The organism is Streptomyces cacaoi, assembly GCF_006539165.1.
Taxonomy (GTDB): Bacteria; Actinomycetota; Actinomycetes; order Streptomycetales; family Streptomycetaceae; genus Streptomyces; species Streptomyces cacaoi.
In genome coordinates this window covers 123,347-136,716 of sequence record NZ_BJMM01000013.1, presented here as the reverse complement: position 1 = coordinate 136,716, position 13,370 = coordinate 123,347, and the positions used below count along the sequence as shown (strand labels likewise).

Annotated in this window: 12 protein-coding genes and 1 pseudogene; 7 read left to right on the top strand and 6 right to left on the bottom strand. The window is 74.1% G+C overall.

The genetic code is table 11. The features are described 5' to 3' along the window. Positions 1 to 200 precede the first annotated feature (200 nt). On the bottom strand, positions 201 to 1,808 hold the full coding sequence (locus tag SCA03_RS15350) for an NsdA family TPR-like regulatory protein (protein ID WP_174864497.1): 1,608 nt from the start codon (positions 1,806 to 1,808) through the stop codon (positions 201 to 203). Positions 1,809 to 2,060: 252 nt separating this feature from the next. Between SCA03_RS15350 and SCA03_RS15345 the strand changes: the two genes are divergently transcribed. After that, positions 2,061 to 3,407 (top strand): NsdA family TPR-like regulatory protein, encoded by a 1,347-nt coding sequence (locus SCA03_RS15345; RefSeq protein WP_086817438.1) that lies wholly within the window; start codon positions 2,061 to 2,063, stop codon positions 3,405 to 3,407. 86 nt (positions 3,408 to 3,493) lie between these two features. After that, positions 3,494 to 4,024 carry an NUDIX hydrolase gene (locus SCA03_RS15340; RefSeq protein WP_030876306.1) on the top strand — a complete coding sequence of 177 codons (531 nt, stop codon included), beginning with the start codon at positions 3,494 to 3,496 and terminating at the stop codon, positions 4,022 to 4,024. A 119-nt stretch (positions 4,025 to 4,143) separates the two neighbouring features. Here the strand turns inward: SCA03_RS15340 and SCA03_RS15335 are convergent, their stop codons facing one another. Together SCA03_RS15335 and SCA03_RS15330 are read right to left on the bottom strand one after the other, a co-directional pair. Further along, the gene (locus tag SCA03_RS15335; RefSeq protein ID WP_030876304.1) at positions 4,144 to 4,374 is read right to left on the bottom strand and encodes a hypothetical protein; all 231 of its coding nucleotides are present in this window, start codon (positions 4,372 to 4,374) and stop codon (positions 4,144 to 4,146) included. Positions 4,375 to 4,461: 87 nt separating this feature from the next. Then, on the bottom strand, positions 4,462 to 5,346 hold the full coding sequence (locus SCA03_RS15330) for a LysR family transcriptional regulator (RefSeq protein WP_030876301.1): 885 nt from the start codon (positions 5,344 to 5,346) through the stop codon (positions 4,462 to 4,464). A 240-nt stretch (positions 5,347 to 5,586) separates the two neighbouring features. On the opposite strand from SCA03_RS15330, the gene SCA03_RS15325 reads away from it, so the two are divergent. Both SCA03_RS15325 and SCA03_RS15320 read left to right on the top strand, forming a co-directional pair. Beyond that, complete coding sequence (locus SCA03_RS15325; protein ID WP_030876297.1) at positions 5,587 to 6,396, top strand: EamA family transporter; 810 nt, start codon at positions 5,587 to 5,589, stop codon at positions 6,394 to 6,396. Between the two features lie 50 nt (positions 6,397 to 6,446). Beyond that, complete coding sequence (locus SCA03_RS15320; RefSeq protein WP_141275447.1) at positions 6,447 to 7,643, top strand: methyltransferase; 1,197 nt, start codon at positions 6,447 to 6,449, stop codon at positions 7,641 to 7,643. Positions 7,644 to 7,846: 203 nt separating this feature from the next. Here the strand turns inward: SCA03_RS15320 and sodN are convergent, their stop codons facing one another. Further along, on the bottom strand, positions 7,847 to 8,242 hold the full coding sequence (sodN, locus tag SCA03_RS15315) for a superoxide dismutase, Ni (protein WP_030876292.1): 396 nt from the start codon (positions 8,240 to 8,242) through the stop codon (positions 7,847 to 7,849). 163 nt (positions 8,243 to 8,405) lie between these two features. On the opposite strand from sodN, the pseudogene SCA03_RS15310 reads away from it, so the two are divergent. After that, positions 8,406 to 8,687 (top strand): annotated as a pseudogene (locus SCA03_RS15310) (S24 family peptidase); the annotation flags it as partial. 89 nt (positions 8,688 to 8,776) lie between these two features. On the opposite strand, the gene SCA03_RS15305 reads toward SCA03_RS15310, so the two are convergent. Then, positions 8,777 to 9,442: a CGNR zinc finger domain-containing protein gene (locus tag SCA03_RS15305; protein ID WP_230988708.1), complete on the bottom strand. Its 666-nt coding sequence runs from the start codon at positions 9,440 to 9,442 to the stop codon at positions 8,777 to 8,779. Between the two features lie 77 nt (positions 9,443 to 9,519). Here SCA03_RS15305 and SCA03_RS15300 point away from each other — a divergent pair, with 77 nt between their 5' ends. Then, positions 9,520 to 10,305 carry a class I SAM-dependent methyltransferase gene (locus tag SCA03_RS15300; RefSeq protein ID WP_030876285.1) on the top strand — a complete coding sequence of 262 codons (786 nt, stop codon included), beginning with the start codon at positions 9,520 to 9,522 and terminating at the stop codon, positions 10,303 to 10,305. Positions 10,306 to 10,457: 152 nt separating this feature from the next. On the opposite strand, the gene SCA03_RS15295 is transcribed toward SCA03_RS15300, so the two are convergent. Next, positions 10,458 to 11,654 carry an NAD(P)-dependent malic enzyme gene (locus SCA03_RS15295; RefSeq protein ID WP_086816948.1) on the bottom strand — a complete coding sequence of 399 codons (1,197 nt, stop codon included), beginning with the start codon at positions 11,652 to 11,654 and terminating at the stop codon, positions 10,458 to 10,460. 737 nt (positions 11,655 to 12,391) lie between these two features. Here SCA03_RS15295 and SCA03_RS15290 point away from each other — a divergent pair. Further along, complete coding sequence (locus SCA03_RS15290; RefSeq protein ID WP_141275446.1) at positions 12,392 to 13,342, top strand: ABC transporter substrate-binding protein; 951 nt, start codon at positions 12,392 to 12,394, stop codon at positions 13,340 to 13,342. Positions 13,343 to 13,370: the final 28 nt, after the last annotated feature.

The following is a 13,370-nucleotide window of genomic DNA, read 5'->3' as shown; positions in this document are numbered from 1 at the left end:
CCCGTGTCCGTCGTGGCTGTCCGTGCTGCCTGTGTTGTGTGTGCTGTCTGTGCTGTTCGTGCCGGCTGTGTTCTGCGTGCCGCGCGGCTGTGCCGGTCGTGCCGGGTGCCGCGGTCGTGCGTGCCGCGCCCGCCGGGTGTGCGGCCGGTTCCGTGCGTCCGGCGGGTGCTGCCTGCGTCATACCCGACGGCGGTGACCTTCTAGCCACGCGACCGTACGCCTGCTGGGGAGTTCGTGTGTGCGAGGAGTGAGCGTACGCAGCCCTCGCGGGCGTACGGGCGCAGCAGCACCGGCAGCCGGGCGCGCGCGGCCTGCACCCGGCCGGAACGGACCCGGTCCGCGTCCTGGAGGAAACCCTGCCAGGCGGCGCACGCCTCCTCCAACCTCCGTTCGGCGAGCAGGAGTTCGGCCAGTTCCGCACGGGTGATCGCCCGGGGGCGCAGCTCCGTAGCCGGCCGGGCGTGCAGGGACGCCCGCAGCTCGCGTACGGCGCCCGGCCGGTCGCCGAGCGCCGCCCGCACCTGGCCCGACTGGTACAGCAGCGCCGCGTCCTGGTACGTGCCGACCGGCTCGGCGCCGGGCGCGCCCGGACCGGTCGTGAGGTCCAACGGGGCCCGGGCGAGCTGGTGTTCGGCGTCGCGCAGCGCCTCCAGGGCGCTGGAGCGCTCACCGCAGGCGGCCCGGGCGACCGCCAGGCCCGCGTACAGATACGCCCGGACGGAGGGCTCGACCGCCGCCGGCGCCGCGGCCAGCGCGGCACGGGCCAGCGTGTGGCTCGCCCGGGGATGGCCCAGCTGGTGTGCCTGGGAGCCGAGGGCGCGGCGGGCCAGCGCCACGCCCTCCGGGTCCTCGGCCTCGGCGGCCAGCTCGGCCGCGGTGACGAACGCGCGCTGGGCGAGCCCGTGCCGCCGCTCGTCGGCGTAGACCCGGGCGAGCAGGAAGCTCAACCGGGCGGCGCCCGCCAGCAGTCCGCGGTGGTGGGCGTCACCGGGGCCGGTGCGCAGGGTGCGGACGAGGCCGGAGAGGTACGCGGCGAGCGAGGTGCGGATGTGGCCGCCGCCGTACCGGTCGGCCTGGAGCGCGAAGAACCGCGCGTGCTCGTGCACCGAGGCGACCGCGCCCGGCCCGCCGGGGCCGGTGCCCGGCACGGTGCGGTGCAGCCCGGGGGTGCGTGCCGCCGGGGGACGGACGGGGGCGGGGACGGCGGCGCGCTCCGCGCCCGTGCGCCCGTCCTCGCCGCGCGCGCCTCGGGCCGGGCGCACGGTCTGCTCCAGCAGGCCGAGCGTGTACGGGGCCGGGGGAGGGGAGTCGGCGCGGGGCGGCGGGACGACCGGGGCGGTCAGCGCGGTGAGGCGGTCGGCGGGGTGGGCGGGCGCGCGGGTGCCCGGGGACGCCGGGTCCCGGTCGGGCGTGCGGCGGTGCGCGCCGTCCCCGGGCCCGGCTCCCTCGGTGGTGTCCGCGCGCCGCCCGTCGCCGGGTGTGCTGAGTGTGCTGGGGGTGGCCCGGCCGTCGGCCATGCCGAGGTCGGCGACGGCGACGGGGCGTCCCAGCCGGCGCGACAACGCCTCCGCGATGAGGTGCTGGACGCGGGGGTCGGGACGGCTGCCGCGTAACCAGTGCGCGACTGAAGTCCTGTCGTACCGAAGCTGTATGCCGATCTCGGCGCCGAGACGGGAAAGCGCACGCGCGAACGCCGCCTGCGTCCACTCCGTCTCCTCCAGCAGGGCGCGCAGCGCGCGGTTGGGCGGGCGAACGCGGCGGCGTGCGGCGGGAGTCGGGGCGGTGTGCGAGGGGTCAGCGGTGCGCATGACCGCTCCTGTGGTGCCACATGATCGGATCGTTCATCGAAGTGCCTCTCTTCCTTCTGCCAAGGGGTAGCTCTGCGTGTGCGCGGCGTGCTCTGATTCCGGTCGCCGCACCGCGATGCCTTCCAGGCAAACGCGCCTCGCGGACGAGCGGGAGCATGTGCCGCACACATGCGTGCGCGGTCCTTTCACACCCCGTGTGAATCCGGTTCCGTTACTCTGCGGAACAACACGTTTGTACGGCCGGAGGGCGGGATGGAGCCCAACAGTCAACTGGACGCGCTGCTTGACCAGTCAGGGATGTCCCGGGCCGGTCTGGCGGCGAGGATCAATCGATTAGGAAGCCAAGCAGATCTCACCCTGCGTTATGACCACACGGCCGTCTCCCGCTGGTTGAAGGGACAACGGCCACGGGGCAGGGTCCCCGAGTTGATCTGCGAGGTCCTCGGCGAGAAGCTCGGGCGCATTCTCACCCTCAGTGACATCGGCATGGGGTCGGTGAGCGCCCCCGATCTGCCGCCGCCGCCAGGGGAGGGCGGACTCGGAGCGTTCGTCGAACGCGCGGCCTCGCTGTGGCGGGCCGACCAACTGCACGACGACTGGCCGGGACCGGCGCTGCTGAGCGGGGCGGCCGCCGTCGCCCCCGTGTGGGAGTGGGAGAACCCGCCCGAGGACCGGGACGTCTCGCGCACCGCGGGAGCGCCCGTCACCGCCGCGGACGTCGCGGTGCTGCACGCGGCCCGCGGACACTACGAGCACCTCTACCGCAACGCCGGAGGCGTGGCCACCCGCGCCCGCGTCGCCGGCTTCCTCACGGCCGAGGTGGCCCCGCTGCTGCGCGGCACCTACGACGACGCTACCGGCCGCCAACTGTGCCGCGCCGCAGGCGCGTTGGCGGCGATCAGCGGCATCTGCGCCTACGACGCCGACGCCCAGGGGCTGGCCCAGCGCTACTTCCACCAGGCGCTGCGCCTGGGCAAGGCGTCGGGGGATCTGCGGTTCGGCGGCTACGTCGTGGCCCTGCTGGTCAACCAGGCCCTGTTCCTGGGGGAGCACCGGCACGCGCTGGCCTGCGCCGAGGCCGTGCTGCGCACCACCGGAGCGCACCTGACGCCCGCGCTCGCCACGGATCTGTACGCGATGCAGGCCCGGGCCTACGCCCAACTCGGCGACCGGGCGGCCGCGTACGCCTGCATGCGCAGGGCCGAGGCGTACTCCGAGCGCATCCGTCCCGAGGAGGAGCCGGAGGAGACCGGCTACGTCCAGCCGGGCCTGGTGCAGGTGCGTCTGGCCGAGGCGTTGCTCCTGCTGGGAGAGGTGGAAGCGGCCAGGGACTACGCGCAGGAGGCCGCGCGTGCGCCGGCGCACGTCCGCGGCCGGGTCAACCGGCTGGCCACCCTCAGCGACGTGCGGCTGCGCAGCGGCGACGGCGAGGGCGCGGCGGACGCGGCGGTCCGCATGGTCGACACCGCGCAGGGCATCGAGTCGCAGCGCCTGCGCGGGCGCATGCGCAGGGTGGGACAGCGGCTGGCGCGCCACCCCGGCGCATCGGCGGCCGAGGCGGCCAAGCTCATCGAGGAAGCGCTGAGCGTGCCCTTCTGACACCGGGGCACCCGGAGTGCCTCTGTCAGCGGGTGAGCGCACCGTGCTGGGATGTGCCCACTCCGTCCGGGAAGGGGGCACATGACGTGCGATGGAAGAACCTGGGTGAACGCACCGTGTACGAGAACCAGTGGCTTCGGGTCAATCTCGCGGACGTGGAACTGCCCGACGGGCGGCATCTGGATCACTATCTGATCCGGCTGCGGCCCGTGGCGATGGCGACCGCCGTCAACGAGCGGAACGAGGTGCTGCTGCTGTGGCGGCACCGCTTCATCACCGACAGCTGGGGGTGGGAACTGGCGGCCGGCGTCGTCGAGGACGGTGAGGAGCTGACCGAGGCGGCGGCGCGGGAGATGACGGAGGAGACGGGCTGGCGGCCCGGCCCCCTCCGCCATCTGATGACCGTCGAGCCGTCGAACGGGCTGACCGACGCGCGGCACCACATCTACTGGGCGGACAGCGCCGAGTACCTCGGGCAGCCCGAGGACGACTTCGAGTCCGACAAGCGCGAGTGGGTCCCGCTGAAGGAGACCCCCGATCTGATCGCCTCGGGCCAGGTGCCGGCGGCGAACACCGCGGCGGCGCTGCTGATGCTGCACCGCGTCCGCTTCGGCTGAGCCGCGGGCCCGCGCGGGCGCGAGAGCCCCCGCGGGCGGGCCCGTCCGCCCTGCCGGGGTGCTTCGGCAGCGCGTCCCGGCAACACCCGGGAGCACCGGGAAGTCCCCGGGAGCGTGGCTCACTTCAAGAACGCGTCGCCGTTCTGTGCGATGTGGGCCTCCAGGGCCGCCATGGCCTGCTGCACCTGCTGCGGCGAGCCGTTGCCGCGCTGCTCGGCGTAGTAGGCGGCGCCCAGCTTGCGCAGCAGGTCGTTGCCCGCGCGCTGGGCCTGGACCTCTTCCACCTTCTCCTTGCCCTGCGCGAGACCCTTCTGGGCCTGCTCCTTGGCGCGGTCGAGAAAACCTGCCATGGTCCTGCCTCCCGTCGTGCGGTGCGGATGGGGCGGGTGCCCGCCGTGCGCGGTCTCACCCGTCGTGTCGGTCAACGTATGCCGTGGTCAGGCGGTTCCCCGCGCCGACAGGACCTGCCGGGCGGCTGTCACCAGATCGGGGATGGCCGGGTGGCCCGGCATGTCCCGCCACACCAGTGAGACGGGCACCCCCGTGTCGCCCGGCACCGTGAGCGGCCGGTAGGCGACGCCCGGATGCGGGTGCAGCTCCGCCGTGGCCTGCGTCGAGACGCCCACGGCGCCGCCGGCGGCGATGGCGCCGAGCCAGTCGTCGGTGTTGGCCACCCGGACCGCGGCGTCCGCGTCCGGCCGGATCTCCGGCGGCCACAGCCCGAGCGTGGTCAGCCCCGAGACGGTGTTGAGCGCCACCGGATGCGGCGCGAGGTCGGCCAGCGTCAACGCCTCGTGTCGCGCGGCCAGTTCACCGTGCGCGGGGACGGCGGCGACGCGCGGCTCGCGCACCAGCTCGGTGGCGCACAGCCCCCGGCCGCCGGGCACCGGGCCGCGCAGCAGCGCGGCGTCCACCCGGCCGGCCAGCAACCCCGCCGTCCGGTCGTCGATGCGCAGCAGCTCCAGCGGGGTGGCGGGGTGCTCGGCCCGCCAGCGGCGCAGCAGCGGCGTCGTGCTGCGCCCCAGCGCCGACCAGGCGTGGCCCAGCCGCAGCGGCCAGGTGTGCAGCCGCTGCGGGTCCAGCGCCTCGTCGACGGCGGCGACGGCGGCGCGCGCCTTGTCGCGGAACGCGTGGCCCTGCGCGGTCAGTTCCAGATGGTGCGTGGAGCGGTCGGCGAGCCGGACGCCCAGGTGCTCCTCCAGCCGGCGCAGGGTGCGCGAGAGCGCGGGCTGGCTCATCCGGAGCCGGGCGGCGGCGCGGGTGATGCCGCCCTCCTCGGCGATGGCGAGGAAGGCACGCAGGTGACGCAGCTCGACGGTCATGCGCGTGGAGCATAGCCGCAGCGGAAGGCGCATTTCACGGCGCACGCGGGGGCGTCCTAGCGTGGCCTGGTGACCGCTTCCGACCGCTCCCCGGCCGCCCCCTCGGCGGGCGGCCCCGCACCCACCCCCGGCGACGGAGGCCCGGCCGCCACCCGGCCCGCGCCGGCGGGCTCCGCTTCCGGTTCCGCGTCCGGTGCCGCTTCCGGCTCCGCGGCGCGTGCCCGGCTCGGCGGGGTCGGCATGGTGCTCGGCAGCGCCTTCTCGCTCCAGTTCGGGTCCGCCGTCGCCGCGCTGCTGTTCCCGCGGGCCGGGGCGCTCGGCGTCGTCGCGCTGCGGCTGGTCTTCTCGGCCGCGCTGATGCTCGCCGTGTGCCGCCCGCGGCTGCGCGGCCACAGCCGGTCGGACTGGGCGGCGGCCGTGGGGCTCGGTATCGCGCTCGGCACCATGAACAGCCTCTTCTACCAGGCCATCGACCGGATCCCGCTGGGCGCGGCCGTCACGCTGGAGCTGCTCGGGCCGCTGGTGCTCTCCGTCGTCGCCGCGCGGCGGGCCGCGAGCCTGCTGTGGGCGGGCCTCGCGCTCGGCGGGGTGTATCTGCTCGGCGCGAGCGACTTCGACGGGCTCGCACCCGCCGGTGTCGGCTTCGCGCTGGCCGCCGGGGCGATGTGGTCGGCGTACATCGTCTTCAACGCCCGCACCGGCGCCCGGTTCCCGAAGGCCGACGGCCTCGCCCTGGCGATGGGCGTCGCGGCCCTCGTCAGCGCCCCGCTGGGCCTCTTCAGCGCGGGCACGGCCCTGCTCGACCCGGTCACCCTGGGCCTGGGCGCCGCCGTCGCCGTGCTCTCCTCCGGGCTGCCCTACACCCTGGAGCTGTTCGCGCTGCGCCGGCTGCCGGCCGCGACCTTCGCCGTGCTGATGAGCCTGATGCCCGTCGCGGCCACCACCGCCGGCTTCCTGGTGCTCGGGCAGAGCCTGGGCGGCGTGCAGCTGGCCGCCATCGCGCTCGTCGTCGCCGCCAGCATGGGCGCCGTACGCACCGCACGGAGCTGAGCGGCGGGCACCGGGGCGGCGCGTCCCCGGAGTCGGCCTACCCTTTCCCGGTGCGTACAGAAGACGAGCGGCAGCCGCGGGCCGGTGCGGAGCGGGTCCGCTGGAGCGAGGACGGCGTGGAGCGCGACGCCCGCTGGCGGTCCGGCAGCGGGGCGCGACCACCCCGGTGGGTACGGGTCGCCGACGACCGGATGCCCGCCGACACCGCCTACAAGCTGGCCTGCGAGGGTACCGCGCTGCTGTGGCGGGGCGATCACCACGGCGCCCGGCAGCTGCTCGCCGCGCTCGGCCGCCGGGTGGACCGCAAGCAACCGAAGCCGGGCGCCGGCCCGCGCGAGACCTTCCACCGCTACCGGCAGGCCCGCTCCCGCAGGACGCGGGTGCTCGGCATGCTGCTCGTCCCGCTGGAGACCACCCCGGACGGCCGCTACGAGGTCCCGCTGCGCCGCGCCCCCGACGTGGACGCCGCCTGCACCGCCGCCTGGGGCCCGGCGCGGCCCGGCGACGGGCCGGCCCTGGTGGCGCTGCGGGAGCTGCTCGGCGTGCTCTCGGCCCACGAGTGGCGGCGTACCGGGGTGCCCGTGGACGCGCTGGGCGGGGACCGGGTGCACCCGCACCACGGCGTCTTCTCGCCCGTGCGGGGCGAGTACGTCGACCTGGTCGCGCGGGCGCCGCTGCCCGGCGATCCCGGCTCGCTGACGGCGTTCGACATCGGGACGGGCACGGGCGTGCTCGCCGTCGTGCTGGCCCGGCGCGGGGTCGGCCGCGTCGTCGCCACGGACGCCGCCGAGCGGGCGCTGGCCTGCGCGGAGGAGAACGTCCGGCGGCTGGGCGCCGCGGAGACGGTCCGGGTGTGCGGCGCGGATCTCTACCCGCCCGGGAGCGGCCCGGCACACCCCGCCGACGTCGTCGTCTGCAACCCGCCCTGGGTCCCCGCCAAGCCCGCGTCCGAGCTGGAGCAGGCCGTCTACGACCCCGGCAGCCGGATGCTGCGCGGCTTCCTGGACGGGCTCGCCCCGCGGCTGGCGCCCGGCGGCGAGGGCTGGCTGATCCTGTCCGACCTCGCCGAACACCTGGGGCTGCGCAGCCGTGCCGAGCTGTGCGGCTGGATCGAGGCCGCGGGCCTGCGCGTCGTGGACCGCCTGGACACCCGCCCCGCCCACGCCCGCGCGAGCGACCCCGACGACCCGCTGCACGCCGCCCGGGCCGCCGAGGTCACCAGCCTGTGGCGGCTCGCGTCCCGCTGAGCGGAACTCCGGCGGGGCGGGCGCCGCTTGGGCGGCGGAGGCGCCGACGCCCGGCCGCCGGGCGGGAGATGATCTCCCGGATTCCTCCCGTCCGGCCGGGGAGACGGCGACGGGCCCGTCCGGAGGTTCTCCGGACGGGCCCGTTCACGAAGAGTCCGGCCTGCTCGGCAGGACCGCGCGAGTGCGCGTGAAGTGCCGGGGCGTCAGCCCTTCTTGGTCTCCCAGAAGATCTTGTCGATCTGGGCGATGTAGTCCAGCGCCTTCTGGCCGGTGGCCGGGTCGGTGGACCCCTTGGCCGTGGAGAGCGCCTTCAGGGTGTCGTTCACGAGCTGGTGCAGCTCGGGGTACTTCTCGAAGTGCGGAGGCTTGAAGTAGTCGCTCCACAGCACCGAGACGTGGTGCTTGGCCAGCTCGGCGCGCTCCTCCTTGATGGTGGTCGCACGCATCCGGTAGTGCGGGTCGTCGTTGGCCTGGTACTTCTCCTGGATGGCCTTCACGGACTCGGCCTCGATCCGGGCCTGGGCCGGGTCGTAGACACCGCACGGCAGGTCGCAGTGTGCGCTGACCTGCACCTTGGGGGCGAACAGGCGGGAGAGCATAAAGCTGTCCTTCCTCGTGATCGTCTTCTCACATGCGACATTACTCCGTGTGGGAAGTCTTTTCGCGTGTGCCCCCACGGGCTTAGGACAAAAGTCCAGTGACAGTCTGGATCTGCTGGATTAAACGGACCGGTCGCGGTCCGGAGGACCGGAGGCGGAGAAGATGCCGGAGCGGACGCGCGAGTACGGCCAACTGGTGGAACGTACGGACCCGGAGCACGGCGGCCGGGGCCCGCTGGGGCGCATCGGCCTGGCAGAGGTCTACAACCCGTCGATGGAGCCGACGCTGCTGCCCGGTGACCAGCTGGTGGTCCGGTACGGCGCACCGGTGCGCACGGGGGACATCGTGGTGCTGCGGCACCCGTTCCAGCACGATCTGCTGATCGTCAAGCGCGCTGTGGAGCGGTGCGACGGCGGCTGGTGGGTGCGGGGGGACAACCCGCTGGTCGTGAACGACAGCAGGGAGTTCGGTGCGGTGCCGGACGAGCTGGTGATCGCGCGGGCGTGGCTGCGGGTGCGCCCGCCGCGCGGGGTTCATTCGATGGGGTCGGCGGTGCGCTGGTCCTCCGGGGCCGTGCGGCCGCTGGTGGGCCCGCTGCGCCCGCGCTCGGGCGGGGCGGCGCGCTCGTCCTCCAGGCTGCTCTCCAGGCGCTTGCGGGCGCGGTAGGCGGCCACGTTGGCGCGGGTCGCGCAGCGGTCCGAGCAGTAGCGGCGGGACCGGTTCGTCGACGTGTCCAGGTAGGCGTTGCGGCACGGGGTCGCCTGGCAGATGCCGAGCCGCTCGACGCCCAGTTCCGTGAGGTGGAAGGCCAGGCCCATGCAGGCCGTGGCGGCGTAGGCGGCGGCCGCGTTCGCGGGCTGTTCGGCCAGGTGCATGTGCCAGCGGGGGCGTCCCTCGTCGTCGAGGTACTCGTGGCCGGAGATCTGGGGGCTGGTGGGGAACTCCATCAGCAGGGCGTTGAGCAGGTCGACCGCCCGTACCTCGTCGCCCTCGGACGCGGCGGTGAACACGGCGCGCAGCCGGGTGCGGACGGCACGCAGCCGGGACACGTCCCCTTCGGTCGCCTTGCGGGCCACTGTCTGGTTCGGGCCGCACAGGTCCCGGACCGAGGCGATGGACGTGAGGGTGTCGGTGCCGCGCTCGGGCTGCTCGGTGTTCACCAAGCGCACAGCCATATCGGAGTAATAGCTCAGTTCCACTTGTGGTCCTTACGGCGGGCGGTCTATCGTCGGTAATGGCTCAATCCAGAACGAGGGTATTACGCCGAGGAGGGGGCATGACGACCGACGCGACAAGCGGAGTCGACTGGCAGGGCTGGCAGGCGAGTTGGGACCGCCAGCAGGAGTGGTACCTCCCCGACCGCGAGGAGCGGTTCCGGGTCATGCTCGACATGGTCGAGGCGTTCGCCGGCCCCGCGCCCCGGGTGCTCGATCTCGCCTGCGGTACGGGCACCATCTCCGCCCGGCTGCTGGAGCGGCTGCCGAAGGCCACCGCCGTCGGCGTCGACCGCGACCCGGCGCTGCTGGCGATCGCGCGCGGCACCTTCGCGGGCGACTCACGTGTGGAGTTCCGCTCGGCCGATCTGAACGACCCGGAGTGGACGGCCGCGCTGCCCGCCGGGCCGTTCGACGCGATCCTGACCGCCACCGCGCTGCACTGGATGCGCGCTGCCGAGCTGCGCGCGCTCTACGGACAGCTCGCCGGGCTGGTGCGGGAGGGCGGCGTCTTCCTGAACGCCGACCACATGCCCGAGGAGGGCACACCGCGGATCGACGCGGCCGTCGAGGCGCACGCCGAGGCGCAGCGCGAGCGCAAGAAGGCGGAGGGGCAGCTGGACTGGGGCGGCTGGTGGCGCGAGCTGTCCCGGGACCCGGGGCTGCGCGAGGTGGCCGAGGAGCGCTTCCGGCTGTTCGGCAACCCCGCGGAGGTCACCCATGACCACAACTCCGAGGAGTTCCCCAGCGCCCGCTGGCACGCCGACACCCTTTGCCAGGGCGGCTTCGGCGAGGCCCGCACGGTGTGGGCCTCGCCCAGCGACGCGATGGTCCTCGCGGTGCGCTGAGGCACGGGAGCGCCGGCGGACGCCGAACACCCGGGCGCGACGGGCGCGTTCACGGACCGTCGCGCGGCGCACACGCCGAAGGGGCCGCCCCCTCGTGGGGAGCGGCCCCTTCGCGGTCTCCGGCTCCGCCGGGCGGGCCGCCGGAGCGCGGCTCAGCGGCGGGCGACGCCCTCGGCGCGGGCCGCGGCGGCCACGGCGGCGGTCACCGCCGGGGCGACCCGCTCGTCGAACGGCGAGGGGATGACGCGCTCGGCGCTCAGCTCGTCCGCGACGACCGCGGCCAGCGCCTCGGCGGCGGCCAGCTTCATGCCCTCGGTGATGTCCGTCGCCCGCACCTGGAGCGCGCCCGCGAACACCCCGGGGAAGGCCAGCACGTTGTTGATCTGGTTCGGGTAGTCGCTGCGTCCGGTGGCCACCACGGCCGCGTACTTGCGGGCGACGTCCGGGTGGACCTCCGGGTTCGGGTTGGCCATGGCGAAGACGAAGGCGCCCTCGGCCATCCGCGCCACCGCGTCCTCGGGGACGGTGCCGCCGCTGACGCCGATGAAGACGTCGGCGCCGTCCAGCGCGGCCTCCAACGAGCCCGTGCGGCCCGCCTTGTTGGTGAAGCCGGCCAGCTCGCGCTTGACCGCCGTGAGGTCCTCCCGGTCCTGCGAGACGACGCCCTTGCGGTCGCAGACCGCCACGTCGCCGATGCCCGCCTCGATCAGGATCCGGGCGATCGCGACACCGGCCGCGCCCGCACCGGAGATGACCGCGCGCAGCTCGCCCAGCGTGCGCCCGTTCAGCTTGGCCGCGTTGCGCAGGGCGGCCAGCGTGACGATCGCGGTGCCGTGCTGGTCGTCGTGGAAGACCGGGATGTCCAGCGCTTCCTTCAGCCGTGCCTCGATCTCGAAGCAGCGGGGGGCCGCGATGTCCTCCAGGTTGACGCCGCCGAAGGACGGGGCGAGCCGGGAGACCGTGGCGACGATCTCGTCGGTGTCCTGGGTGTCCAGCGCGAGCGGCACCGCGTCCACGCCGCCGAACTGCTTGAAGAGGATGGCCTTGCCCTCCATCACGGGGAGCGAGGCGCCCGGGCCGATGTCGCCCAGACCGAGCACCGCGCTGCCGTCCGTCACCACAGCGACCACCTGGGACTTCCAGGTGTAGTCGTCGACCATGTCGGGCTGTTCGGCGATGGCGCTGCAAACCTTGGCGACGCCGGGCGTGTAGGCGAGGGACAGGTCGTCGGCGTCGCGCACCGGCACGGTCGCCTGCACGGCCATCTTGCCGCCCCTGTGCAGGGCGAAGGCCGGATCGATGACGTCGTCCTCCAGCCCGTCCTTCTGATTGACGATCTCCGCTGCCACTGTGTGAACCCCTTTTGTCTGATGTCGGTGAGGGTGACCGCTCCCTGCTGTGAGGAACGGGCGGGCACCGCGTCCGCTTCCCGGGAGAGCGGTTGGCCGCTGCCCGGAGGGAGGTACGGACGCCGGGCACGCCGCACACGTGCCCTGGTCCCCAGGTGAGGGGTGTAATCGACCTTTCTACCCGACGGGGGCCGGTGGCGACGACCTCGATCCAGCCCGGGTGCAGTGGTCCGCGAGCCCCGCTCGTGCCCCGGCGCGGTATCCGGTGCGCCGTCGCCGCCCGCCGCCGGGGCGCCGGCCGGTCCGGTGGGTCCCGAACAGTCCGGTTGCTCCGGAACGATCCCGAACAGGGGGGAGTCCGGGCGAAGTTCCCCTCCCGGCCCGGATGTCCGCACAGTGAGACGAGGCGTGCGGCGGGACGTACCGCGCCGGGTCGCCGGGCGCCGCGGATCCGGCCCCCGGAGGACGGGTGCGCCGCCCCGGCCGAGAGCCCTCCGGCTCATCCCGCCGTGCCGCGTGGGCTGTTGGGAAAGGTGCCCGGTCGCCCCTTACGCGGTGGACGGCGCCCTGTATCCGGAACCGCAGGTCCGTTATCCGATTTTGACCTCGCGGGCGGCGTGCAGCCCGATGTCCGGATGGCAAGATGCCCCCCATCCGTCCCGCATCCGGACGAGGTCGCGACATCCGAAGGTGTGTGCACGACCGTACGGCTGCCGCCCCACCCCGCAGGAGGACCCATGACCGCCGGTACCCGCCCGTCGGGCGCCCGCCCCCGCGCGCGGCGCTCCCGCCCCCTCGTGCCCGCGGCCCTCGCGGTCACCGGTGCCCTGCTGCTGGCGGGCTGCGGCAACCAGCTGGACAGCGCGCAGGGCGGCGGCTCGGGCAGCGACGCACCGCTGTTCAAGAAGCTGCCGAAGGAGATCCAGGACGCCGGCGTCATCAAGGTCGGCTCGGACGCGGCGTACCGGCCCATGGAGTACAAGCAGGGCGCGGAGATCGTCGGGCTCGACCCCGACCTCGCGCAGGCGATGAGCAAGAAGCTCGGGGTGAGCTTCCAGTTCACCAACGGCACCTTCGACGGGCTCATCACCTCGATGCAGACCGGCCGCTTCGACCTGATCATGTCCGCCATGACGGACACCAGGGACCGGCGCGAGGGACTGGACGAGAAGGGCAAGAAGGCCGGAAAGGGGGTGGACTTCGTCGACTACCTCACCGCCGGCTCCTCGATCCTCGTCAAGAAGGGCAACCCCGACAAGATCGAGACGGTGGAGCAGATGTGCGGCAAGAAGGTCGCCACACAGCGCGGCACCACCTCGCACGAGATCCTCAAGAAGCAGACCAAGAAGTGCCGCGCGGACGGCAAGAAGGCGATCTCCGTCGAGGCGTACGACACCGACGACGAGGCCCGCGTGCGGCTGAAGGCGGGCGGTGTCGTCGCCGACGTCTCCGACTTCCCCGTCGCCGCGTTCGCCGCCAAGTCCGCGGCGGACTTCGAGGTCGTCGGCGAGCAGATGGAGTCCGCGCCGTACGGCATGGCCGTCAGCAAGGACAACACCGAACTCCGCGACGCCCTCAAGGAAGCCCTCGCCGCGATCATCAAGGACGGAAGCTACGAGAAGGCGCTCGCCAAGTGGGGCGTCGAGGACGGTGGCGTCTCCTCCGCGAAGATCAACTCCGGCGCCTGAGCGGGCCGTACGGACACCTAGGACACGG

Bases quoted from the DNA above. Each gene is read 5' to 3' on its own strand.
- SCA03_RS15350 (WP_174864497.1), bottom strand. From the start codon at position 1,808: ATGCGCACCGCTGACCCCTCGCACACCGCCCCGACTCCCGCCGCACGC.
- SCA03_RS15345 (WP_086817438.1), top strand. From the start codon at position 2,061: ATGGAGCCCAACAGTCAACTGGACGCGCTGCTTGACCAGTCAGGGATG.
- SCA03_RS15335 (WP_030876304.1), bottom strand. From the start codon at position 4,374: ATGGCAGGTTTTCTCGACCGCGCCAAGGAGCAGGCCCAGAAGGGTCTC.
- SCA03_RS15330 (WP_030876301.1), bottom strand. From the start codon at position 5,346: ATGACCGTCGAGCTGCGTCACCTGCGTGCCTTCCTCGCCATCGCCGAG.
- SCA03_RS15325 (WP_030876297.1), top strand. From the start codon at position 5,587: ATGGTGCTCGGCAGCGCCTTCTCGCTCCAGTTCGGGTCCGCCGTCGCC.
- sodN (WP_030876292.1), bottom strand. From the start codon at position 8,242: ATGCTCTCCCGCCTGTTCGCCCCCAAGGTGCAGGTCAGCGCACACTGC.
- SCA03_RS15300 (WP_030876285.1), top strand. From the start codon at position 9,520: ATGACGACCGACGCGACAAGCGGAGTCGACTGGCAGGGCTGGCAGGCG.
- SCA03_RS15290 (WP_141275446.1), top strand. From the start codon at position 12,392: ATGACCGCCGGTACCCGCCCGTCGGGCGCCCGCCCCCGCGCGCGGCGC.